This window comes from Streptomyces sp. NPDC045026 (assembly GCF_056432625.1).
The window spans coordinates 18,732-39,092 of record NZ_JBWKIS010000048.1 but is presented as its reverse complement, the minus strand read 5'-3'; the positions used below and the strand labels follow the sequence as shown (position 1 = coordinate 39,092).

The 20,361-nt window shown below is 70.3% G+C and carries 29 protein-coding genes; 24 read left to right on the top strand and 5 right to left on the bottom strand.

Annotation, left to right across the window (positions count from 1 at the left end; all coding sequences use genetic code 11):
* From AC07EJ_RS44845 to AC07EJ_RS44835, 3 genes are all read right to left on the bottom strand, one after another.
* Positions 1-1,684 (bottom strand): recombinase family protein (locus tag AC07EJ_RS44845; protein WP_478886433.1); only part of this gene is annotated, 1,684 nt, incomplete at its 3' end.
* Positions 1,685-1,763: 79 nt separating this feature from the next.
* The gene (locus AC07EJ_RS44840) at positions 1,764-2,081 is read right to left on the bottom strand and encodes a hypothetical protein (protein ID WP_478886432.1); all 318 of its coding nucleotides are present in this window, start codon (positions 2,079-2,081) and stop codon (positions 1,764-1,766) included.
* A gap of 20 nt (positions 2,082-2,101) precedes the next feature.
* Positions 2,102-2,494 carry a hypothetical protein gene (locus AC07EJ_RS44835; protein WP_478886431.1) on the bottom strand — a complete coding sequence of 131 codons (393 nt, stop codon included), beginning with the start codon at positions 2,492-2,494 and terminating at the stop codon, positions 2,102-2,104.
* A 326-nt stretch (positions 2,495-2,820) separates the two neighbouring features.
* Between AC07EJ_RS44835 and AC07EJ_RS44830 the strand changes: the two genes are divergently transcribed.
* The 16 genes from AC07EJ_RS44830 to AC07EJ_RS44755 all read left to right on the top strand — a co-directional run bounded on the left by AC07EJ_RS44830 (position 2,821) and on the right by AC07EJ_RS44755 (position 11,364).
* On the top strand, positions 2,821-3,048 hold the full coding sequence (locus tag AC07EJ_RS44830) for an XRE family transcriptional regulator (protein WP_478886430.1): 228 nt from the start codon (positions 2,821-2,823) through the stop codon (positions 3,046-3,048).
* A complete protein-coding gene (locus tag AC07EJ_RS44825) occupies positions 3,045-3,236 on the top strand; it encodes a hypothetical protein (RefSeq protein ID WP_478886429.1) in 192 nt (63 codons plus the stop codon). Before AC07EJ_RS44830 ends, AC07EJ_RS44825 begins: the two co-directional genes overlap by 4 nt.
* A gap of 69 nt (positions 3,237-3,305) precedes the next feature.
* The gene (locus AC07EJ_RS44820; protein WP_478886428.1) at positions 3,306-3,668 is read left to right on the top strand and encodes a hypothetical protein; all 363 of its coding nucleotides are present in this window, start codon (positions 3,306-3,308) and stop codon (positions 3,666-3,668) included.
* Complete coding sequence (locus tag AC07EJ_RS44815) at positions 3,665-4,039, top strand: hypothetical protein (RefSeq protein ID WP_478886427.1); 375 nt, start codon at positions 3,665-3,667, stop codon at positions 4,037-4,039. The genes AC07EJ_RS44820 and AC07EJ_RS44815 overlap by 4 nt, the downstream gene beginning before the upstream one ends.
* Complete coding sequence (locus AC07EJ_RS44810) at positions 4,036-5,037, top strand: ERF family protein (protein ID WP_478886426.1); 1,002 nt, start codon at positions 4,036-4,038, stop codon at positions 5,035-5,037. Before AC07EJ_RS44815 ends, AC07EJ_RS44810 begins: the two co-directional genes overlap by 4 nt.
* Positions 5,034-5,618 (top strand): hypothetical protein, encoded by a 585-nt coding sequence (locus AC07EJ_RS44805; RefSeq protein ID WP_478886425.1) that lies wholly within the window; start codon positions 5,034-5,036, stop codon positions 5,616-5,618. The genes AC07EJ_RS44810 and AC07EJ_RS44805 overlap by 4 nt, the downstream gene beginning before the upstream one ends.
* Before the next feature lie 76 nt (positions 5,619-5,694).
* Entirely contained in the window at positions 5,695-6,273 is a 579-nt protein-coding gene (locus AC07EJ_RS44800) for a hypothetical protein (protein WP_478886424.1), read from the top strand.
* Between the two features lie 172 nt (positions 6,274-6,445).
* Entirely contained in the window at positions 6,446-7,339 is an 894-nt protein-coding gene (locus AC07EJ_RS44795; RefSeq protein WP_478886423.1) for a hypothetical protein, read from the top strand.
* Positions 7,336-8,028 (top strand): zinc finger domain-containing protein, encoded by a 693-nt coding sequence (locus AC07EJ_RS44790; RefSeq protein WP_478886422.1) that lies wholly within the window; start codon positions 7,336-7,338, stop codon positions 8,026-8,028. The genes AC07EJ_RS44795 and AC07EJ_RS44790 overlap by 4 nt, the downstream gene beginning before the upstream one ends.
* The gene (locus tag AC07EJ_RS44785; RefSeq protein WP_478886421.1) at positions 8,025-8,198 is read left to right on the top strand and encodes a hypothetical protein; all 174 of its coding nucleotides are present in this window, start codon (positions 8,025-8,027) and stop codon (positions 8,196-8,198) included. The genes AC07EJ_RS44790 and AC07EJ_RS44785 overlap by 4 nt, the downstream gene beginning before the upstream one ends.
* 186 nt (positions 8,199-8,384) lie before the next feature.
* Entirely contained in the window at positions 8,385-8,831 is a 447-nt protein-coding gene (locus AC07EJ_RS44780; protein WP_478886420.1) for an HNH endonuclease signature motif containing protein, read from the top strand.
* On the top strand, positions 8,831-9,295 hold the full coding sequence (locus AC07EJ_RS44775) for a single-stranded DNA-binding protein (RefSeq protein ID WP_478886419.1): 465 nt from the start codon (positions 8,831-8,833) through the stop codon (positions 9,293-9,295). Before AC07EJ_RS44780 ends, AC07EJ_RS44775 begins: the two co-directional genes overlap by 1 nt.
* Positions 9,296-9,396: 101 nt before the next feature.
* Positions 9,397-9,780 carry a zinc finger domain-containing protein gene (locus tag AC07EJ_RS44770; protein ID WP_478886418.1) on the top strand — a complete coding sequence of 128 codons (384 nt, stop codon included), beginning with the start codon at positions 9,397-9,399 and terminating at the stop codon, positions 9,778-9,780.
* Complete coding sequence (locus AC07EJ_RS44765) at positions 9,777-10,073, top strand: hypothetical protein (protein WP_478886417.1); 297 nt, start codon at positions 9,777-9,779, stop codon at positions 10,071-10,073. Before AC07EJ_RS44770 ends, AC07EJ_RS44765 begins: the two co-directional genes overlap by 4 nt.
* Positions 10,070-10,513 (top strand): hypothetical protein, encoded by a 444-nt coding sequence (locus AC07EJ_RS44760; protein ID WP_478886416.1) that lies wholly within the window; start codon positions 10,070-10,072, stop codon positions 10,511-10,513. The genes AC07EJ_RS44765 and AC07EJ_RS44760 overlap by 4 nt, the downstream gene beginning before the upstream one ends.
* Positions 10,510-11,364: a hypothetical protein gene (locus AC07EJ_RS44755; RefSeq protein WP_478886415.1), complete on the top strand. Its 855-nt coding sequence runs from the start codon at positions 10,510-10,512 to the stop codon at positions 11,362-11,364. Before AC07EJ_RS44760 ends, AC07EJ_RS44755 begins: the two co-directional genes overlap by 4 nt.
* Before the next feature lie 119 nt (positions 11,365-11,483).
* Here the strand turns inward: AC07EJ_RS44755 and AC07EJ_RS44750 are convergent, their stop codons facing one another.
* Both AC07EJ_RS44750 and AC07EJ_RS44745 read right to left on the bottom strand, forming a co-directional pair.
* Positions 11,484-11,954 carry a GNAT family N-acetyltransferase gene (locus AC07EJ_RS44750; protein ID WP_478886414.1) on the bottom strand — a complete coding sequence of 157 codons (471 nt, stop codon included), beginning with the start codon at positions 11,952-11,954 and terminating at the stop codon, positions 11,484-11,486.
* A 206-nt stretch (positions 11,955-12,160) separates the two neighbouring features.
* The gene (locus tag AC07EJ_RS44745) at positions 12,161-12,343 is read right to left on the bottom strand and encodes a hypothetical protein (protein WP_478886413.1); all 183 of its coding nucleotides are present in this window, start codon (positions 12,341-12,343) and stop codon (positions 12,161-12,163) included.
* Between the two features lie 86 nt (positions 12,344-12,429).
* Between AC07EJ_RS44745 and AC07EJ_RS44740 the strand changes: the two genes are divergently transcribed.
* The 8 genes from AC07EJ_RS44740 to AC07EJ_RS44705 all read left to right on the top strand — a co-directional run bounded on the left by AC07EJ_RS44740 (position 12,430) and on the right by AC07EJ_RS44705 (position 20,353).
* Entirely contained in the window at positions 12,430-12,756 is a 327-nt protein-coding gene (locus AC07EJ_RS44740; protein ID WP_478886412.1) for a hypothetical protein, read from the top strand.
* Between the two features lie 80 nt (positions 12,757-12,836).
* Positions 12,837-13,223: a hypothetical protein gene (locus AC07EJ_RS44735; RefSeq protein WP_478886411.1), complete on the top strand. Its 387-nt coding sequence runs from the start codon at positions 12,837-12,839 to the stop codon at positions 13,221-13,223.
* Between the two features lie 195 nt (positions 13,224-13,418).
* Positions 13,419-13,856, top strand: coding sequence for a hypothetical protein (locus AC07EJ_RS44730; protein ID WP_478886410.1), 438 nt, complete (start codon positions 13,419-13,421; stop codon positions 13,854-13,856).
* Positions 13,857-13,936: 80 nt separating this feature from the next.
* Positions 13,937-14,458, top strand: coding sequence for a helix-turn-helix domain-containing protein (locus AC07EJ_RS44725; RefSeq protein ID WP_478886409.1), 522 nt, complete (start codon positions 13,937-13,939; stop codon positions 14,456-14,458).
* 3 nt (positions 14,459-14,461) lie between these two features.
* Positions 14,462-15,712 (top strand): PBSX family phage terminase large subunit, encoded by a 1,251-nt coding sequence (locus AC07EJ_RS44720; protein WP_478886408.1) that lies wholly within the window; start codon positions 14,462-14,464, stop codon positions 15,710-15,712.
* The gene (locus AC07EJ_RS44715) at positions 15,709-15,942 is read left to right on the top strand and encodes a hypothetical protein (RefSeq protein ID WP_478886407.1); all 234 of its coding nucleotides are present in this window, start codon (positions 15,709-15,711) and stop codon (positions 15,940-15,942) included. The genes AC07EJ_RS44720 and AC07EJ_RS44715 overlap by 4 nt, the downstream gene beginning before the upstream one ends.
* Positions 15,929-17,410, top strand: a complete 1,482-nt coding sequence (locus tag AC07EJ_RS44710) for a phage portal protein (protein ID WP_478886406.1) — start codon at positions 15,929-15,931, stop codon at positions 17,408-17,410. Before AC07EJ_RS44715 ends, AC07EJ_RS44710 begins: the two co-directional genes overlap by 14 nt.
* Before the next feature lie 735 nt (positions 17,411-18,145).
* Positions 18,146-20,353 (top strand): phage minor capsid protein, encoded by a 2,208-nt coding sequence (locus tag AC07EJ_RS44705; RefSeq protein WP_478886405.1) that lies wholly within the window; start codon positions 18,146-18,148, stop codon positions 20,351-20,353.
* Positions 20,354-20,361 lie beyond the last annotated feature (8 nt).

Here is a 20,361-nt window from a genome sequence, read left to right as displayed (position 1 = left end):
AGGCGATGCCGTCGAGCATGTCCGCTGTATGGGCAGTCGGCTCATGCTCGCTGGGATCGCCTGGTACTACCGCGCTCGCTGTGCTCTTGTCGTCGGCGTCCCACACGGTCGCCTCGTCCTCCCACACCGGCACGACGCGCGCTCGGGTCTCGAAGCGCGACGGCCGCGGCGACACGAGGATGTGCCGGATGAGCTTCCGAAGGAACAGGTTCCGCTCCACGGTGCTGAACGTGTGCCACTCGGGCAGCAACCCCACCACAAGGGGGCGGAAGTCGTCCAGGCGGGGTTTCACCTCCTCTTCCTTCTCCTTGATCTTCTCCAGCTTGTCGGCGACCGCGTTCCGGTCGCGTTCGAGGTTGCCGCGCGCTGCGTCGTACGCCTGGGCCGGATATCTGTCCGGGTTGAGCGCGTAGTCGGTGACGAGTCGCGTAAGTGCCCCGTCGAGCTTGGTGAGTTCGATGGTGAGCTCGGCGCGGTTCTCGGCCGGCTCGACGTCGCCGGTCTGCGGCGGCGCGATGATCGGTGTCGCTGGTGCTTCGTCGACACCGTTTGCGACCTGCATGAGGAACCGGCGCACCTCGGCGAGTAGGTCGGAATGTGTCGCGGTGACGCCCTCGCAGTCGCCTCCGCCATCTGCCTTTGCGCACCGCCAGTAGACGGCGCCTGGCTTGGGTCGCCCCGACATGGCGCCGCGGCACCGGACGCATCGCACGAGACCGGTGGTGTCGTACGAGGCAGAGCGTTCACGGGGCGGCATCTTGGCTTTTGACTGTCGGCGATCCTGGTACTCCTCCCACATCTCTTCGGTGTCGTCCCGGTTGGGAAGATCGAAGTTGATCACGGCGTCGTGAGCGCCGCGGAAGCGTCGCCAGTGACGGCACGAGGACGCACGGCTCTTGGGGCAGTCGCACGCGTCCCGGACTTGGAGGTATCCCGCGGCAAAGCCGGAGTCCATGAACCGCAAGAGGGTGTCTTGCTTCCAGGCGTGCCCTCGGGTGGTCCTGAACCCCTGCTCGTTGAGGTAGCGGGCGAGGTCTACGAACCCGGTTCCGTATATATACGAGTGGTAGCAGTACGCGAGGGCCGCCGCTTCCTCGGCGCGGGGCTCGTACCGCTCGACTTGAAGGCGGTAGCCGGTCGGCTCGTTCGGGTCCGGCACGCGCCTCGGGTACCAGTCGTATCCGAACCGCTTACGTCCACCTGACGGCAGCAGTAGGCCGAGCCTGTGGGCGTGAATCTCCTTCCACTGCTCGCCGATGCGGTCGGACTCGAACGCCGCGAATTCGAGCATCATGCCGCGCTGGAACCGGCCGATGGCCGTTGCGGCGTCGATGGGTTCGGTGGCGGACTCCAGTCGGCCGCCGACGTTCTCGACGCGGGCGAGGTTGACGGCGTTGCCGACGCGGTCGCGGCCGAAGCGGGAGTAGCGCCATACGGCGATACCTCGGGCCTTGCCGGCCTCGACAATCTCGATGGCTCGCATGATCTTGCGATGGAAGTTGCGGCCGCTGGCGTCGAGGTCGGGGACCCAATCGACGATGCGCTTTCCGTTGCGGCGGGCCCACTCCTCGATGGCGTGGCGCTGGATTTCGGGGCTGATCTTCTCCTCTCGCCATGTGCTGACGCGGATGTACCCGATGAACGGCTCGGGTTCGCCGTTGCGTTCTGTTGGTCTGGGCAGCATTCGTTCCCCTCGGTGTGGTTACAGATCGGCCCCGGCGCGGTGTGTTGCTGCCGGGGCCTGTTTCGGTGTCGGTAAGTAGCTAGTGGGCGCGGCGGTCGCGCGTGTCGAGCGGGAGGACTTCCGCGGTGTCTCCGCGGGCGAGGCAGGCATCTTGGTCCTTGTGTCGCCAGTAGGTGAGGTACGCGTCGTCGTGGGCGGCGGTGCGGAACTCCGTGATCAGGAGCGGCGCGGTCGCGGCGGTGGCGAGGACGCCAAGGGTGGTGAGGGCGAGGCCCATCAGGTGCGGCGTGCTGTTCGTGGCGTTGAGTGCAACAGCGGTGTGCTGCATTGCGAGTCCGACGATGATCGTGAGCGCAGCGGTGATGGTGACGAGAAGCGTGGCGGCGCGTCTGGACATGTATCGGACCTCTCAACGGGTTAGGGCGCCCACTTCCCGAGGGCGCGCAGTACAGCGATGACGGCGTCTTGGGCCGTCGGGTCATCGCCGACGAGGGCGCGGAGGTGCTCTCGTTGGGTCAGGGTGCGTTGGGGCGCTGTGGGGGAAGCGTCGGTCTCGTCTTCGATGAGGCCGGCGGCGGCAAGTACGCGGGTGGTTCTGTAGCCGAGGATTTCGGCGAGCTTTCCCGCTGTCTTGACGTCGGGGTCTGACTTACTGAGGAGCAGTCGGGACACGATCGCGGGCGAGAGGCTGGCGTCTCGTGCGAATCGGGCCTGTTCCCCTCGGCCGTCCGTGTCGTATCCGCGGCGCTTCATTTCGCCTGCGAGCCAGTCGCCAAAGGGCAGGCGAGGTCGGTCCGGTCTCGGTGTCATGGCCGCACTGTATCGCGCGCGAGATACGTATCGCGCTAGGAACAAGTGATTCCGGCATGCGTGACCCCCCTTGGTATGTGCCCCCTGCACATGACCGCTGACTGGACGTTAGACCCGTTCCATTCGAATACGCAACTTCTAACACGCGCTAGCCAGGGCCTTTACTGGCGAGTAATTCGAACACTCTCCAAAGCGGAATGTGCACATCCCGCGAAGACGCAGCTCACATACCCTGCACACAACGTCATCGTTCCTCGCGAGAGACGAACGTGATACGTTCCTATCGAGCACGAGACAACAGGAACCGCGCTCGGAAGGAACGAACCATGCCCGTGCAGTACGACCGCACCCTCTTGCGCAACGTCGCCACGGCCAACGGCCACAACCGGCCCGCAGCCGTCGCCCGCGAGCTGAACCTCGGCCCGATGGTCGCCTGGCGCCTGTGGACCGGACGCGGCAAGCCCGGCCCCGAAACTGTCGCCGCCGTACAGGCCACCTACGGAATCCCCGCCGCCGCCCTGCTCATCCCCGAGCCCGACCAGGTCGCCGCATGACCGGCCACGTCATCCCCCGCGAGCAGGCACTCGCCAACGCCCGCCAAGTTCTCGACGCCGCCCGCGCCCGCCGCGACCAGGACCGCGCCGCCGGCCGACTCGCCCCCGAAGTCGAGCTGCATTTGCGCCGCCTCGAACGCCAGCAACGCGCCGCCCAGGCACCCGCCGTCGACCGCGCCGCGGCCTGACACGCAAACGGGCCGCCCCGGATTGCGCCCGGAACGGCCCAGCACGCCCACCACAGAAGGGAATTGGACGTGAACCCCGACAGTACCTCCCGCCGCGCCCCGCGCGTCGCCCTCGCCGTCCGCACGGTGCGCATCGCCCGCACCCTGCACCGCCTCGCCCCCGAGGCCGCCACCGTCCGCCTCACGCCCGTATGGACGGACCGCACCGGCACGCCCCGCATGGCCACCGTCGTCCTCATCGCGGACGTCGACGGCCGCCCCGTGGGCACCCTCGCCGCCCATCGCGCCGCCCGCGACGTGCTGCGCGCCCAGTTCAGCGGCGCCGACTGGCAGCGCCAGCACCGCTACGACGTGCGCACCGGCCGCCTCTACCCCCTCGCCACTCCCACCGGACCGGCCGAGCTCGGCCCCGCATCGGAGGCCCACCAGTGATCCGCCCACAGCTCACCGTCGACGGCACGGCTGTCCGTCTGCCGATCGCCGACCACGTCGCGCCCCTGCTCGACGAGCTCGCCCTCATCTACGCCGACCGACCCCAGGACATCGGCGCCCTGCTCGACCGGCACGCCGCATCGGTCCTCGCCCTCGACTACGCGGTTTGCAGCGAGGACAGCACCGACTACGGACGCGCCATGCGCGCCGCCGAGGCCGACGCCACGCGCGACGCCCTGCTCGCCGAGGTCGAGGCCGCCGACCACCTCGACGAGCAGCTCACGCCGGACGACGCGATCACCCTCGGCACCCGCCTTACCCGCCTCGCCGCCACCATCCGCCTCAGCATGAACCGGAGCCCGCGCCCATGACCGTCACCCCCCTGCACTCCGCCGCCCCGGCCCTCGCGGGCACGCCGGAAGTGATCTACGTGCCCGCTCCGGAGGGCGCCCCCACCGATGCGCCCCGCGTGTTCACCGCGATCAATGGCGTGATGCGCGACGCCATGCCCGTCGCCAAAAACCAGCGGAACCAGCAGCAGAACTACGCCTTCCGCGGCATCGACGACGTCATGTCTGCGATGGCCGGCCCGATGCGGACGCACGGCGTATTCATCCTGCCGACGATCGTCGAGCACCGGCAGGAACGCCGCGGCGAGAAGATGACACACGTCGTGATCACGATGCGGTACCGCATCTACGGGCCCGCGGGAGACTGCCTCGTTGCCGACGTGCCGGGCGAGGCGTCCGACTTCGCCGACAAGGGCACCAACAAGGCCCAGAGCGCGGCGCTTAAGTACCTGTTGTTCACCCTGTTCATGCTGCCCGTGGACGGCCGCAGCATCGACGACGGCGACCGCCACCACCCGGAGCCGACCCCCGAGCACCGCGCCGAGCAGCAGCAGCGCAAGCGCGGGCAGCAGCGCCAGCAGCAGCCGCGCCGCACCCGCGCCGAGGCCGGACCGTCGGAGCAGCAGCCCGCCCCCCAGCAGGCGCAGCGCCGCGACTACCTCACCGAGGCGGAGCAGGCGAACTCTCCCGAGGCGTTCGCCAAGGTGCGCGCCGAGGCCGCGACCGCGGGCGCCCCCGAGGAATACCTCGCCAAGCTCGACGCCGTCGACGCGAAGAAGCGTGCCGCCGCACAGAAGCCGAAGCAGCAGGCCCCGGCTGCCGCCGAGCAGGACCAGGAGCACGCCGCCGCCCTCGGCGAGATGTACGACGCGGCCCGCGCCGCCGGATGCGTCGACCGCGCCGAGGCCGACGCCCTGCTCTTCAGCAAGTACGCCACCACCCCGCAGGCCGCCGCCGTCGCCCAGCTCCGCAGCATGCGCGACGACCTGCTCGACGTCGCCCGGAGCGCTGCCGCATGACCACTGACCAGACCACCGCGCCCGCCGTGAACCCGGAAGCCGTCAAGGCCGCCACGACCCGCGAGGCCGTGCTGAAGGCTCTTTTCGACCAGATCAAAGACGAGCTCGCCACCGCCCGCACCGAGGTACAAGACCTGCTCGACAAGCAGCAGAAGACCACCGGCGGAACGAAGTTCGACGCCACCCTCCCGGACGGTACGAAGGTGGGCAGCGTCAGCCTCACCGGGGGCGAGCCCACCGCACAGATCACCGACGAGGACGCGTTCACCGCATGGGTGCGTGAGGCGTACCCGTCCGAAGCGATCACGCAGCTTGTGCGGTCCGTACGGGCGACGTTCACCGCAAAGATCCTCGGCGAAATGACCGCCGCGGGCGCCGCACGGATCGTCGACGCCGACACGGGCGAGATGCACGACGTGCCCGGAGTCGAGATCAAGCCGACCCGGTCCCGCTCCCACTCGATGACCTTCGCGCGCAAGACGAAGGCCCGCCCCCAGGACGGCCGCGACCTGGTCGCCGAGGCGTGGCGCCGCGGGGAGCTCGCTCCGATCATCCTGCCCGCCCTCGCCCCCGCCGAGTGACTGGCGCCGCCTCGCCCCGTACGTAGCCGTACCGCCCGCCCCGCCCGTCGGGGCGGGCCCCCATTCCGGAGAGAACATGCTCGCCCCCGCCACCCGCGACCAGCTCGCCACCATGCTCCGTGACGGCGCCACGAACATCGCCGCCGCCCGCGCGCTCGGCATCGACAAGCAGACCGCCGCCCGTCACCGCGCCAGCCTCGGACTTCCGCCGGCCCCGAAGCCCCCGGCCTACAACCGGTCCCCGCTCACCATCGACGAGAAGTGGGCAACCTACACGCGGCCCGTCGAGGGCGGGCACCTCGAATGGACCGGCCGCCTCCACAAGATCAACGGAACCCCCGTGTTCACGCACCGGGAACGGACCTACACCGCCCGCTCGGTCGCGTTCCGGATCCGCACCGGCCGCGCCCCCGAGGGATACGTGATGCCCGAATGCGAGCACCCCGGATGCGTCGCCCCCGAGCACCTCGAAGACGAGCCGGGCCGGACCCGCGTGCGCTCCCTGCTCGCTGCCGTCGTCGGCATCACCTCGCACCTCACCGAGTGCACCCGCGGCCACGAGGCCGCCACGCACCGCCGCTACCTCCCCAACGGCCGCCCCTACTGCGGCACCTGCCGCGAGGACGCCAAGCGCGCCCGGAAGGCCGCCGCATGACACCGGCCCGCGCACGCCTCGACCGGCCCCCGGTCGTGTGCGAATACGGCAACCCCCAGTGCGGAGACGTCCCCGCCCGGCCCTATCCGTGCGGCCCGCGATGCGACGAGCACCAGCCGGCCAAGACGCACCGCGCCAACTAGCCACCCCTGCACGATCGGAGCCCCGGCCCATGGCCCGCATCCGCACCATCAAGCCCGAGTTCTTTACGTCTCTCACCATCGCCGACCTCAGCGTCGAGCAGCGGCTCACGTTCATCGGCCTGTGGACGCATTGCGACGACGAGGGCCGCGCGGTCGACGACGCACGGCTCATCAAGGCCGCCGTGTGGCCGCTCGACGACCGCACCGCCGCGGACGTCGAAACGGATCTGCGAGCACTCACTGAGTCCTCACTGATCACTCGCTACACCCTCAATCGGAAGCCGTTTTTGGCCGTGAACGGGTGGCGGGAACACCAGCGCATCAACAGGCCGACCCCGAGCAAGCTCCCTGCCCCCGACCAGGGCGAAACGGCCCCCGATGAGCCCCTGACCAGCAGTGATGACGACTCCGCGCGGACTCACGCACAACTCAGTGAGGACTCACGCCCGGAAAGGAACAGGGAACAGGGAAAGGAACAGGGAACAGGGAACAGGGATTCGTCGTCGGACCTCGCTCCGCGAGACCCCGACCCGGCGCCCGAGTCCGAGCTCATCCGTGAAGACGTCGAGCGCATCTGCGCGCACCTCGCCGACCGCGTCGAGGCCAACGGCTCCAAGCGGCCCGTGATCACGAAGACGTGGCGCACCGCGGCCCGCCTCTTGCTCGACAAGGACGGCCGCACCGAGGACCAGGTACACCACGCCATCGACTGGAGCCAGGACTCGGACTTTTGGCGCTCCAACGTGCTGTCCCTGCCGAAGCTGCGCGAGAAGTACGACACCCTGCGCCTCCAGGCCGCCCGCCCGGCCGTAGGCGGGAACGTCGTCCCGATCGGCGCCGCACGCCCCTCGACCACCGATCAGCGCGTCGCCGAGGGCATGAGCCTCGCCGCGCGTCTGCGCGCCCAGGAGGCCGCCCAGTGACCCCCGCCGACGCCGCCGAGCTGTTGACCCTCGCCGCCGCTTTCGACCGCCGCACCGTCGGCGAGGCAGACGCCCGCGCATGGGCCGCCGCCCTCAACTCGACCCCCCTCGACGACGACACCCGCGCCGCCGTCGCCCGCCACTACGCCGAAACCGACAAGTGGCTCACCCCCGCCCACGTCCGCCACCAGCGCGCCGCCATCCGCTCCCAACGCCTCGCCACGGCCAACGTGTTCGACGTTGGAGTGCCCGGCGAGACCGGCGCCCAATCGATCGCCCGTCGCCGCGCCGTCCTCGACGCCGTCGCCTCGGGCCGCATCCCCGGACAGACCGCCGCCCAGGGCGTTGGGTTCGCCGAGGGCGCCGAGCCGCTCGCCCTGCCGGCCGGAACGTCCCGCGAGGAGCGCGAGCAAGTCGCCGCCGAACGCCTCGCCGCCCTCGGCACCTACCTGCCCCGCACCGTCGCTGACGAGCTCGCCCCGTACCGGCGTCTGCGTGCCGAACGCGAGTCCCTCGCCGAGCACGACCAGCCCGACCCGCTCGACGTGTCGTGCGGTCACTGCCGGGCCGCCGTCGGCGACCAGTGCCGCCGCGGGAAGAACCGCGCCAAGCTCCGCGCCACTCCACACCCGACCCGTATCGAGCAGGCCACCGCCGATCACAACTCCCGGCAGGGGCAGACCGCGTGATCCCCGCCGCCGCCCTCGCCGTCATTCGCGCCACCCTCGAAGACGCCCACCTCGCCGAGCTCACCAACCGGCCCGGACACACCGCCGTACGGATCACCAGAGCCCTCGAAGACGCCGGATGGGACATCGCCCTACGCCCCGCCGAGACAGGCCCCCAGCAAGCCGCGTAGCCCCTCGACAAGGGGGCGGCACCACCGAATACCAGCGCCGCCCCCCGTGCACTACGTTCCTACCTAGCTAGAAACATGTTCCGCACGAAAGACATCGAACTCTTCGCGGGACCCGGCGCACTACATCCCGCAGGAGGTACATCCCGATGAGCCGCCCCAGCGCAGCCGAGCGATTCGCCGCCAAAGGTGAACACCGCCGGCCCCGTCTCGCTCATCCGCGGAGTCCTCGGCCCGTGCCGCCTGTGGACCGGCAGCCTCGACGACGACGGGTACGCCCGTTTCTGGCTCGACGGCCGCAACCAGCGCGCCTACCGCTACGCCTACGCGCAGGCCCATGGCGCCATCCCCGCCGGCCACGAAGTCGACCACCACTGCCGCAACCGCGCATGCGTCAACGGCGCCCACCTCCGGGCCCTCACGCACCGCGAGAACGTCCTCGCGTCCTCGAACGTCGCTGCGCGCCGCGCCGCGCAGACGCACTGCCACCGCGGCCACCCGTTCGACGACGCCAACACCATCCGGCGCCGCAACGGCACGCGACAGTGCCGCGCCTGCACCGGCAACAGACGCCCACAGCTCGCCACCGTCACCGCGATCCCCACCCGCACCACCACCGAAAGGCAGGCCGCCTGATGTCCGGCGAAACCGTAATCACCATGACCGGCAACGTCGTTGCGGACCCGGAGTTGCGATTCACCCCCGGCGGCGCCGCCGTCTGCAACTTCCGCATGGCCTCGACGCCCCGCACGTTCGACCGCCAGACCAACGAATGGAAGGACGGCGAACCGCTCTTTCTCAGCGTGGCCGTATGGCGCCAACAGGCCGAACACGTCGCCGAATCTGTCCAGCGCGGCATGCGCGTGATCGTCGTCGGACGCCTCGGCCAGCGCCAGTACGAGGACCGCGAAGGCGTCAAGCGCTCGTCGTACGAGATCCAGGCCGACGAGGTCGCCCCGAGCCTGCTCCGCGCGACCGCCACCGTCACCAAGGCCAACGGCAACGCCCAGGGCGCCCAACAGCCCCGCCAGCAGGGATACGGCCAGCAGCAGCCCACAAACGACCCATGGACCCAGGGAAGCCAAGAGCCCCCGTTCTAACCCCCCTCGCGCCCGCGACCGGACGCCGCGCCTCCCGCGCGCGGAAGCCCCGCGCGTACACGACGCTCGTCAACTTCCGTACGAAGAAGAGGACCCGCCGCATGAGCCAGCCCCACAACCTCGCGGACACTCCGGCGCGCGCCATGCCCGCGCTCGCCTCCCCCTGCGACGCGTGCGGAGCGGCTCCCGGCGACCTGTGCACCTCGCACAGCGGCACCCGCGTACGCCGTAACGACGTGCACCGAGTGCGCACGCTCGCCCGCCAGCACGCCGAGGCGCAGCAGGCCGCAACGCCGACCGTCGTCGAGTGCGCGCACGGCTATGGCCTCCTGCGTGACTCGTGCCCCGGATGCGACGCCGAGGAGGAGCGGCCGCACCCTGCCGACCCCGTCACCGTCCGCCCTGCGTGGGCCAAGCGAGACATGCGCCGGTGCCGCCGCTGCTCCCTCACCCCCTCGCACCGCATCCACCGGACGCACGAATGAGCACCACCGCCGCCCTCGCCACCGTGGCCGGCGTCCTCGCATCCGGCATTCCCCTCGGCTTGTGGGCATGCCGCCGCGACCCCGGCCCCCGCTCCCGCCGCGCCCGCGCCGAGGCCGACCGCGACCTGTTGCCCCTCGCCCGCACCGGCTGCACCAACCCCGCCCAGTGCCCGACCTGCTCAACCCTCGCCGACCGCACCCAAGGAGCCCACCCCGCCGTGACCGACGACCAGCGCGATCCTGACTATTGCTGGACCTGTGGCCGCAGGTGCGGATCGAAGGCGCACCGATGAGCCGCCGCACCATGGCCGAGCGCAAGCGCCGCGCCGCCGAGCGCGACACCCGCCGCGAGTCCCTGCTCGTCCTACTCTCCCGCGCCCGCCGCGCCGTCCCCCTCACCCCGTCCGAGGCCGGCCTACTGTTCGCGCACGTCGAAGTCGAGATCACCGAGTCCGACGAACTGCGGCGCACCGTCGGGGGACAGCAGACCGCCATACAGCGCGCCCACGATCGAACCGCCGCCGCAGAGGCCGCCATCGTCGAGGCCGAGCAACGAGCCGCGGCAGCCGAGCAGCAGCTCGCCAACATCCGTACCCCGCAGCCCATCGGCCGCGATCACCCCATGTACGCCCTGCTTGACGCGATGATCGGCCCCGGCATCGACCAGGCCGAGGCCCGCGAGCGAGTCGGCGAATACTTCCGTGCCATCACCCGCGAGGAGCCGCAGCCGTGACCACGCCCACCCTTGACGCCGCGGTGATCGGCCGCCGCGCCGCCGTCGACCTCGCCGCCATCCGCGAGCAGTGGGGCGACCTGCTCGCCGCCATCGAGCACCCGCCGGCCGCCGAGTGGCCGCCCCGCGAGTGCGCCGGATTCCTCGACCAGCTCGCCGCCCAGGCCGCCGCCGAGGAGACGCCCACCTCGCCCGTCATCGGCCGCACGCCGCTCGTACTGCGCGAGCACCCCGCACCGCTCAACCTCGACGCGCTCGACGCCGCCCTCGCCGTCGAGGCCGCGCTGTTCGAGTCCTGCGACGCCATCGCCGCCCGCGTACAGCGGCCGGTTCGTACCGTCCGTACCGAGCAGCACGGCCGCCACCGCTACCAGCCCGACCCCGACGACCGCAACGACCCCGCACGGTGGCACTTGCCCACGCATCGTGACGCCGGGCCCGCCTCGGCCGCCTCCCCCGGCTCCCGCGCGTACGGCCTGCATTGGGCCGCGGTCTGGCTTGAGGGCCGCACCCTCGACGAGCCCGCGGGCGACCTGTTTGATCCCCTCCCGCTCGGCGTCCTCGACGACCTCGCCACCGTCGCCCGCCGGGCCCGCGCCCGTGTCGAGCGCGCCCTCAGCCGTGACGGACACACCACCACCCTCGCCGACCCGTGCCCGTGGTGCCGAGGAACGCTCACCGGCCTTACCCAGTCCGGGGGCGCCCCGTCCGTGTCCTGCTCAACCGGCGAGGCGTGCCGGGCGCCCGTCCTTCTGGCCCGAGGCCGGCGCGTATGGCGGGGCTCCGACCTGGTCGGCCTGTGGACCGCGCTCGACGCCCACCGCCGGAAAGACGCCTCGGACGAGGAGTAGCCCGACAGGCTGCGGGGCACCGGAAGTTGACCGGCGCGCCTTGTCCTGCCTCTGTGATGTCCGGGCAGCCTCGGAGATCTCCGGGCATTCGAGATGACGTCTCAGTCAACTCCGGGCATTTAGTGGGGAGTCCCGGTCTTCTCCGGTTTGATGGCCATCAACGGAAGCGACCTGCCCGCGACGGAGCCAGAAGGCACCATCCCGATGCGTGTGGCCCCCATGGCGCGATAGAAAGATTCAGCGTTCGGGTCGGCCTCAAACTTCAACCGCTTGAACTGCAGATCACGGGCTATGGCCAGCGCATGCTCGAACAGAAGGCGTCCCACGCCACTGCCGATGACCGGCGGGTCAACGAACAGCATGCCCAACTCCCCATCCGGTGGATCGCCCTCGACGGTGACGAACCCAACGACGTGTCCCTCACGTTCCGCCACAGCAGTCCGCCGCTGTTCAACGTCACCGGGCTGAAGGGTCAACTCGGCTCGGCATATGGCAAGAAAGGTTTCGTCATACCCCCAATGAGCTTTTGAGCGGATCGCCAGTTCGGTCAGCACCCCGGCCTCGTCCGGCCGGGCAACTCTGATCAGCACGGAACCCTCCGCGAGCTCTTGAATACATGTCGCGGAGATTCTCTCTTGTCTGGCGTTCAGCGGCCATCCCCCGTCGGACCCGAAGCGCGGCCCGCCTGCCCGGAGTTGCGTGAGACGAGTTTCGCCTTCCCGTCTCACTCAACTCCAGGCACCGCAGATCAGTGCATCCCCCTGCCCGGACCCACCTGAGAGAGGACACCCCTTTCTCATGCCTTGCCGGGCCGCTCGGGCAGCTCTGCCCCGGGCCAACCGGCGTACCACTCCCAGAGTTTCCGCGTCATCGCGGAACGGTCGCTGCCGGCCTCTCGCGCCGCGGCGTCGAATGCCTCGACCAGCTCATCGGGGATACCGCGCACTACGCGTTGCTTGTGCTTGTGCATGTTGGCCATGGTCCGATTCTGTCGGGTGGCTTGCCACCCCGTCAAAAGGTGTGCCATGCTCCGGGTGGCAAGCCACCCATGAGCAGGGGAAACACATGGATACGTATGCCATCCGAGGCGCCGCTCGCAAGGTCACCGGTCACTACCGTCGGCCCGGCACCCGCGACCTGTACTGCGGCAAGCCCGCCGGAGCCCGCAACGGCACCTTCGCCACCGCCACCGGCTGGAAAATGTGCGCGCGCTGCGTCAAGGCCGAAGCGCTCGACCGGACCGAGGCCGCCGCCGTCGCCGAGCAGCACCGCGAGGACGCCACCGCCACCGCCGAGGCCGCGTCGACGTGGCGCTCGGACTGGCTCGGCCAGCACGCCACCGACCCCACCCTGTTCGAGCTCCCTGCGGAACAGGGCGCCCTGTTCGCATAGCCCAGACAGCAAAACGGGCCCGATTCGGCGACCTCACCGCCGTACGGGCCCGACCAACCACGATCGGAGCAAACCCGACCATGGCCACCACCAACACTACCGGCGTCACAGACCGCGCCACCCGGCGCGCCAAGGTGCGACAGCTCGCCGACGAAGGCCACTCCAACCGCGCCATTGCGCGCCGCCTCGACATCGGGAAAGACACCGTGCGCCGCGACCTCAGCGCCACCGAGGCGCCAGCCGCGCCGGACCCTGCGCCACCCGCCCCGACCAGCGGCGCAACCCCCGCGCCGCGCCTAGTACACGACCTTGCGCCGGAGCTGATCCAAGACCTGAACATGTTGATCAGCTCGCGCACCGGACAACTCCCCGCGCCACTGGCGCACATGATCCGCGCCGCCGCCGACCAAGCCCGCGCCGCATGGCGCGCCGCCCAGCAGCGCCGCCACGCCCTCGCTGACGCGTAGCCGCCCGATGGGAGCCCGCGCCGTTCGACCGGACGCGCGGGCCCCCGCGCCCGCATTGCGGGCCGTTATCATTCCGTGATCTAATCGGGCCGTCCCCGGCATGCCCGGAATCAGACACCTTCACGGTGGGAGCACAACCTTCACGCCACCTCACCAGTCACACCCCCGTAAGTAGCTACCTGCTCGGGGAGACCTGTGAAGCACCGCACCGCCGCCACCGCCCTTACCGCCCTCGCACTGGCCGCCGCGCTCACCGCGTGCACCAGCACCGCCAGCAGCGGCAGCGGTGACGCCGCCCCCGCGAAGACGCCGACCGCCAATCAGTCCAAGGCCGTGGCGGACGCCGAGGCCGCGGCCGGCATCCCGCCGAAGCCGGACGCCGCCACGCAGGCCAAGTACATCCGGGCCCTCACTGGCATCGACCCGGACATCGTTCACGGCAAGCAGGACAAGGCCGTAAGCCGCGGGCGCAACCAGTGCTCAATGATCCACAACTTCCCCAAGGACAAGGCAAAGCAGGCGGACATGGCCGAGCTCCGGTTCACCTCGCCCAACCACCCTGAAGGGTTCGGCAAGGCCAAGGCCGCGCAGATCGTCGAGGCCGTACACGCGAACCTGTGCCCCAAGTTCTGACACCCCCAAGACCGAACGGCCCGGCAGCCTCCCCAGTGGTTGCCGGGCCGTTCTCATGCCCGTGCAGGAGGTGACACCCAATGGCGCGCCCCATCACTGACAGAGACCGCGCCGCGGTGCGCCGCCTGCACGCCAAGGGCATGACCCGGAACGACATCGCCCGCAAGATGGGCCGCTCACCGTCGACCGTGTCCAAGCTCGCCACCGAGGCCGGCCTCACATTCGACCGCGGGCCCGAGGTCGTCGCCGCCACCGAGGCGCGCCGTATCGACCTCGCCGCCCGCCGCACGCAGCTCGCCCAGGACTTGCACCAGGACGCCGAGAAGCTACGCGCCCAACTGTGGGAGCCATGCACGATCGGCGCCTTTGGCGGCAAGGACAACATCTGGTCCGAGACCCGCCTCGACCGGCCCACGTTCGGCGACCAACGCGCCATCCTCGCCGCGACCGGAACCGCGATTGAGAAGTCCATGAAGCTCGCGCCCGTCGAGGGCGGCGAGGGCGCCGAGCAGGTCCGTTCGATGCTCGGAGCGCTCGGCGACGCACTGACACGGGCCGCCGCCGACGAGGACCAGGACGACGGGGGCGCCGACGGGGGGTGAGCGGTGCTCGACCTCGACGCCCTACCCCTCTCTCGCAAGCAGCTCCGAAGCATCGGGCAGGCCACGCGCCGCATCAACCTGTGGCACGGGTCGGTGCGATCCGGGAAGACGATCGCGAGCCTGTTGGCGTTCGTGATCGCGGTCGCCACCGCGGGGCCATCGGGCCTCATCGTCATCTGTGGCCGATCGCTCCAGACGATCGAGCGCAACTGCCTCGAACCCCTGCAAGACGCCGCGTTGTTCGGGCCGCTCGCCCGCCACATCGTCCACACCCGCGGGGCGACCACGGCCACGATCCTCGGCCGCACCGTGCACCTCATCGGCGCCGCGGACGCCCGCGCCGAGGGCCGACTCCGTGGCCTCACCGCGCAACTCGCGTACGTCGACGAGGCAACGCTCATGCCGGAAGGGTTCTGGACTCAGCTACTCGCCCGCCTCTCCGTTCCCGGGGCGCGCCTGTACGCAACCACGAACCCCGACTCCCCGCGGCACTGGCTGAAGACCGGCTATCTCGACCGCGCGGGCGAACTCAACCTGCGTGCCTGGCATTTCAAGCTCGCCGATAACCCGAGCCTCTCGCCCGAGTACGTCGCCGACCTCGCCGCCGAGTACGTCGGCCTCTGGCGCCGCCGCATGATCGACGGCGCATGGGTCGTCGCCGAGGGCGCCGTCTACGACATGTGGGACGAGGCGCGCCACCTGGTCGCCGAACTCCCCGAGATGTGCCGCCACTGGCTCGGCATCGACTACGGCACTACGAACGCCACCAGCGCGATCCTGCTCGGTCTCGGCGTCGACGACCGGCTGTACGTGTGCGCCGAGTGGCGCCACGACTCCCGCGCCACGCACCGGCAGATGACCGACGCGCAGTACAGCGCCGCCATCCGCGCATGGCTGCAAGACCTCGACATCACGCCCGAGTGGTCGTTCGTCGACCCGTCCGCCGCATCGTTCTCCACGCAGCTTTGGCAGGACGGACACCCCGGCCTCGCCCGCGCCACCAACGACGTCCGCGACGGCATCCGCTCCGTTGCCGCCGCGCTCGCCGCCGGCCGACTACTCGTACACGAATCCTGCGACGGCCTGCTCTCCGAACTGCCTGGCTATTCATGGGACCCCAAGGCCACCGCGCGCGGCGAGGACGCCCCGTTGAAGGTCGACGACCACAGCGCCGACGCCCTGCGCTACGTCGTGCACTCGACCGCGCACGAGTGGCGCCACCTACTGACCGCCCCACAGGAGGCGACCGCATGACCGAGATCCCGGCCGCCATCACCAAGGAGCAGTCCCGCGACGCATGCCGCGCCCTCGGCCTGTCCCCGTCCCTTGTAAGGGACTTCCAGTTGGACGCAGCCGACGGCGTACGCGCATCCCTGTACGTCCGTAACCGCGAGGGCCGCATCATCGCCCGCGGCGACGCCCCTCTCACCACCACGATCCACATTCCGTACGCCGAGGAGGTGAGCCCCAATGGCACTGCCTGAGAACGGCGCCGCGTGGCCGCCCCCCGAGTGGGCCCCGTACTACGCCGAGATGCGCCTCGACGATGCGTGGTACTCCGGCGACCGGCAACGCCTCGCCCGCATCTACCAGAACGCGCCGCGTCCCGCCGAGCGCCGCAAGCTGTGGGGACGGCGCTCCGAGCAGCAGGCCGGCCGCCGTGAACACCGGCTGCATGTCCCTCTTCCCGGCGACATCGCCTCGACCTCGGCTGATCTCCTGTTCGCCGACATGCCCGCGATCACCGTCGAGGACGCCGTCGCACAGGAGCGGCTCGACCAGATCCTCGACGAGGGCCGCGCGCAACAGGTGTTCCTCGGAGCCGCCGAGCAGGCCGCCGCGCTCAGCGGCGTGTTCCTGCGCGCCACGTGGGACCGCGAGCTCGCCGACCGGCCCCTGTTGACCGTCGTGCAGCCCGACGCAGCCATCCCCGAGTTCCGGTTCGGGATGCTCCGCGCCGTCACGTTCTGGCGCGAGCTGCCGGGCAGCACCGAACAGGCCGTGATGCGCCACCTGGAGCGCCACGAGAGCGGCCGCATCGTCCACGCCCTCTACCAGGGCACCGGCGACAACCTCGGCCGCGCCGTGCCGCTCACCGAGCACCCCGAAACCGCGGACCTGGTCGACTCGCTCGACACCGACGGCGACGGCCAGTCGATTACCACCGGCATCCGCGATCTCACGGCCGCGTACGTACCGAACATGCTGCCCAACCGGCTGCACCGTGGATCCCCGGTCGGGCGCAGCGACTACGCCGCCCCCATCCATGACCTGTTCGACGCGCTCGACGAGACGTGGACCAGTTGGATGCGCGACATCCGCCTCGCCCGCGGGCGTCTGATCATCCCTGACGGGTATCTGCGCAGCGAGGGCCCCGGCGGCGGAGCGTCGTTCGACGAGGACCGCGAGGTCTGGCAGTCGTTGAAGATCCCGCCGACCGAGGGCGCTGGCATCACCCTTGCTCAGTTCGCTATTCGGGTGGAGGAGCACCGCGCGAGCGCCGAGGCGATCATGCGGCAGGCCGCGCAGGCGGCCGGCTACTCGCCCCAGTCGTTCGGCCTCGACGGGCAGGGTCAGGCCATCACCGCGACCGAGGTCGACAGCCGCGACCAACGCAGCATGGTGACCCGGAAGAAGAAGGCCGGGTACTGGCGCCATGGCCTCGCCGACATGCTGCATGTCCTGTTGCAGCTCGACGTCACGCAGTTCGGGAGCCGGATCACGCCCGAGCGGCCAAGCGTCGAGTTCGGCGACGGCGTGGCGGAGTCGGAGCAGCAGACCGCGACCACCCTCGACCTGCTCAACCGGGCCGGGGCCGTGTCGACTGCGACGAAGGTCAAGATCCTGCATCCCGAGTGGGACGACACCGCCGTGCAGGCCGAGACTGCGGCGATCCTCGCCGAGACCGGCGCCGCCGCCCCGGATCCGGTCGGGAGCTTCCCTCTAGCCTGAACCTTGCTGCCTGCTTTTGCTGTTAGCGAATCAGCGCATAGCCGCATCCAGGGTGAGCTACAGATGTGCGCATGGTTGCATCGCGAAACTCCCGAACGCGCATTACCAGGCGGAGCGGTCCTCGAACTCACCTTTCCGCAGCGAGGACACTCCGCCCCCGGGGGACTGCTGCCGAGGATCCCGAGAGCCGCCATCGGTGGGCGAACACGGCTTCTACGGTAATTACAGCGCTAATCGCAATTCCCGCTCTCGTCATTTCTCTGATCACATACTACGACCAGAAATCAGACGCCGAAAGTTCCGACCGACTGGCAGCCGGACGAGTCGACTGGCATTTCACCTATGTAGACGGCGAGCCCACGGAGCTTACTTTCGAGAACAGAACGCTCGCGCCCGTCAGTGATGCGTTTCTAAACATCGAAGATAACCGCCAGAAGAATCTACAAGTATTCTATCTCGACTACTTACGATCATGTAGTCGATCGGTCTTTGACCTCGGAAAACACGGCAAGAGCGTGATTGACGACGAGAACCCAGAATTCTTCTTTCGGGACGCGGTTGGGCAGTGGTGGCGCAGCGACTATAGAGGAGACCTCGCGGAATCAGGACCAAGGACAGGGCCCCAGCTCGCTTTGGACTTGACGCGAAAATGGGGACTCGCCCCAGTCGAAAAAGATCTAGACTCCTGCGGCTAATTGCACATAAGGCGGTGAGCAAGTGCCTATCCACCCTGGAATGGTAGAAGACCTCGCCGCCGGTACCCGTGATTTGTACGAGGAGGCCGAGCAGCGGCTACTCGGGATCATCGCCAGGCAGCTCGCCGACGGGCTCGACGCGCCCGGTTGGGCCGAGCGGAAGCTGTCCGCCGTACAGGCCGTACGGCGCGCCTCACAGGCCGTTGTCGACGAGCTCGGCAAGGCCGTCACCCTCGACGTGTTCGACGTCGTCGCCCAGGCGTACAACACAGGGCACCGCGCCGCGGTCGCCGAGCTCGGCGCACTGTCCGACACCGGCCGCCGCCTGGTCGACGACGTCACCCCCAACGCACAGGCCGTGGACCGGCTCGCCGCCGAGACCGTCGACCGGATCACCTCGACGCACCGCTCGATTCTGCGGGCCGTCGACGACCGGTATCGCGGCATCGTCGCCGAGGTGACCGCCACGCCCCTGCTCGGCACCGGCACCCGCCGCCAGGCGACGCAGGACGCAATGCGTCGCTTCGCAGATGAGGGGATCCGCAGCTTCACGGACCGCGCCGGCCGCCGGTGGCAGCTCACCTCTTACGCAGAGATGGCCGTCCGTACGTCGGTCGGCCGGGCCGCGACTGAAGCCCACATGCGCACGCTCGGCGAGGCCGGGGTCGACCTGGTCATCGTCTCCAACGCGCTGCGCGAGTGCCCCCTGTGCCGCCCGTGGGAAGGCAAGGTACTGACGATCGGTGGGGGCGACGGCGCCCGTACGGTCGAGGCCGAACACGCTATCGAGGACGGCCGCACGGTCCGTGTCGACGTCGCCGGAAGCCTCGACGAGGCCCGCCGCGCGGGACTGCAACACCCCAACTGCCGCCACTCCGTGAGCGCCTACACGCCGGGCCTCACCCGCCCCGACACGGCCGAGCCGGACCCCGCCGGATACGAGGCCGGGCAACGGCAGCGCGCCATCGAGCGGAACATCAGGAAGCACAAGCAGCGCGAGGCCGCCGCCGTAACGCCCGAGGCGCAACAGGCCGCCCGCGCGAAGGTGCACCAATGGCAGGGCGCCATGCGCGACCACCTCGCCGCGCACCCCGACCTGCGCCGCCTGCGCCACCGCGAGCAGCCCGGCGCATCCAACCTCCCCGCGCCGCGCCGCCCGATCCCCGACGAGGCGCAGCAGGCCGCCCGCATCCGCTCCGGCGACACCACGACGCCGCGGGAGATGAGCGACGACCAGCTCGCCGCCGCCATGCGACACGGCGACCTCACCGAACGCGACCGCGCCCGTATCGCCGCCGAGGCGGACCGCCGCGACAGCGAGGCCCTGCTCGACCGCGCAGCGCCCCGCGGGCGCCTTTCCGACGACTTGACTGGCCTGTCCGACGACGAGCTCGGCCGCGTCCTGGCGCACGTCGACAACAGCGACGCCCTGCGCATCGCCGCCGAGCTCGACCGCCGAGACCTCGCCGCCCGCCTCCCCGGGGTGCGGCGCGATCTGGTCAGCCTGTCCGATGACGAGCTCGCCGTCCGCGTGCGCAACGCCATCGCCCACCAAGTCGACGACGTGGCGCAGCTCGCCGCCGAGGCGAACCGGCGCGACCTGCTCGCCCGGCACTTCCCCGGCGGGCACCTGGCCGACGACCTCGCCCAGGTCGGCGACGACGCCCTCGCATGGTGCATGCAGTACGCCGACAGTGGCGAGGTCCTGCGCATCGCCAAGGAGATGGACCGCCGTGACGCGGTCGACCTCCCGCCGCCCGCCGTGACCGGTGACGCGGTCGAGGATCTGCTCGCCGACCGCGACGCTCTCGCCGAAGCGATGGACCCCGCCCCCGATCCGGACGGATGGGGCGCCCTCGCCGACGATGCAGCGTTCATCGAGGAGTTGGCCGCCGCCGTGGCCGAGGCCGGCGGCGAGGAGGCCGCCGAGTTGGCGCCGCTGCTCACCCGCCGCGAGGCCCGCGCCCTATACGACGAGTACGTCTACCGGCAGTACCTACAGGCCGAGGACGACCTACGCGGCGTGCTGCTCAGCAAGAAGGCGCAGGCCGCCGGCCGATCCCCCGTCACCCTGTTTTCGGGCCCTGCCCGCATCGCCCATGCGCACGCGTCGGACGAGCTCAAAGAGTGGTGGCAGGAACACGGCCGTCTCACGCAGGCCGAGTTCATCGAGAAGGCCACCGGCAAGGCCCAGCGATGGGCCGCCGGAGCGCGCCACAATGAGTGGGACCACCAGAACAAGCGGTAGGGGGCCGG

What these genes read in the sequence shown, in the direction of transcription:
- AC07EJ_RS44840 (WP_478886432.1), bottom strand. Translation starts at nt 2,081, where the DNA reads ATGTCCAGACGCGCCGCCACGCTTCTCGTCACCATCACCGCTGCGCTC.
- AC07EJ_RS44835 (WP_478886431.1), bottom strand. Translation starts at nt 2,494, where the DNA reads ATGACACCGAGACCGGACCGACCTCGCCTGCCCTTTGGCGACTGGCTC.
- AC07EJ_RS44830 (WP_478886430.1), top strand. Translation starts at nt 2,821, where the DNA reads ATGCCCGTGCAGTACGACCGCACCCTCTTGCGCAACGTCGCCACGGCC.
- AC07EJ_RS44825 (WP_478886429.1), top strand. Translation starts at nt 3,045, where the DNA reads ATGACCGGCCACGTCATCCCCCGCGAGCAGGCACTCGCCAACGCCCGC.
- AC07EJ_RS44810 (WP_478886426.1), top strand. Translation starts at nt 4,036, where the DNA reads ATGACCGTCACCCCCCTGCACTCCGCCGCCCCGGCCCTCGCGGGCACG.
- AC07EJ_RS44805 (WP_478886425.1), top strand. Translation starts at nt 5,034, where the DNA reads ATGACCACTGACCAGACCACCGCGCCCGCCGTGAACCCGGAAGCCGTC.
- AC07EJ_RS44800 (WP_478886424.1), top strand. Translation starts at nt 5,695, where the DNA reads ATGCTCGCCCCCGCCACCCGCGACCAGCTCGCCACCATGCTCCGTGAC.
- AC07EJ_RS44795 (WP_478886423.1), top strand. Translation starts at nt 6,446, where the DNA reads ATGGCCCGCATCCGCACCATCAAGCCCGAGTTCTTTACGTCTCTCACC.
- AC07EJ_RS44775 (WP_478886419.1), top strand. Translation starts at nt 8,831, where the DNA reads ATGTCCGGCGAAACCGTAATCACCATGACCGGCAACGTCGTTGCGGAC.
- AC07EJ_RS44770 (WP_478886418.1), top strand. Translation starts at nt 9,397, where the DNA reads ATGAGCCAGCCCCACAACCTCGCGGACACTCCGGCGCGCGCCATGCCC.
- AC07EJ_RS44765 (WP_478886417.1), top strand. Translation starts at nt 9,777, where the DNA reads ATGAGCACCACCGCCGCCCTCGCCACCGTGGCCGGCGTCCTCGCATCC.
- AC07EJ_RS44760 (WP_478886416.1), top strand. Translation starts at nt 10,070, where the DNA reads ATGAGCCGCCGCACCATGGCCGAGCGCAAGCGCCGCGCCGCCGAGCGC.
- AC07EJ_RS44745 (WP_478886413.1), bottom strand. Translation starts at nt 12,343, where the DNA reads ATGGCCAACATGCACAAGCACAAGCAACGCGTAGTGCGCGGTATCCCC.
- AC07EJ_RS44740 (WP_478886412.1), top strand. Translation starts at nt 12,430, where the DNA reads ATGGATACGTATGCCATCCGAGGCGCCGCTCGCAAGGTCACCGGTCAC.
- AC07EJ_RS44735 (WP_478886411.1), top strand. Translation starts at nt 12,837, where the DNA reads ATGGCCACCACCAACACTACCGGCGTCACAGACCGCGCCACCCGGCGC.
- AC07EJ_RS44725 (WP_478886409.1), top strand. Translation starts at nt 13,937, where the DNA reads ATGGCGCGCCCCATCACTGACAGAGACCGCGCCGCGGTGCGCCGCCTG.
- AC07EJ_RS44715 (WP_478886407.1), top strand. Translation starts at nt 15,709, where the DNA reads ATGACCGAGATCCCGGCCGCCATCACCAAGGAGCAGTCCCGCGACGCA.
- AC07EJ_RS44710 (WP_478886406.1), top strand. Translation starts at nt 15,929, where the DNA reads ATGGCACTGCCTGAGAACGGCGCCGCGTGGCCGCCCCCCGAGTGGGCC.
- AC07EJ_RS44705 (WP_478886405.1), top strand. Translation starts at nt 18,146, where the DNA reads ATGGTAGAAGACCTCGCCGCCGGTACCCGTGATTTGTACGAGGAGGCC.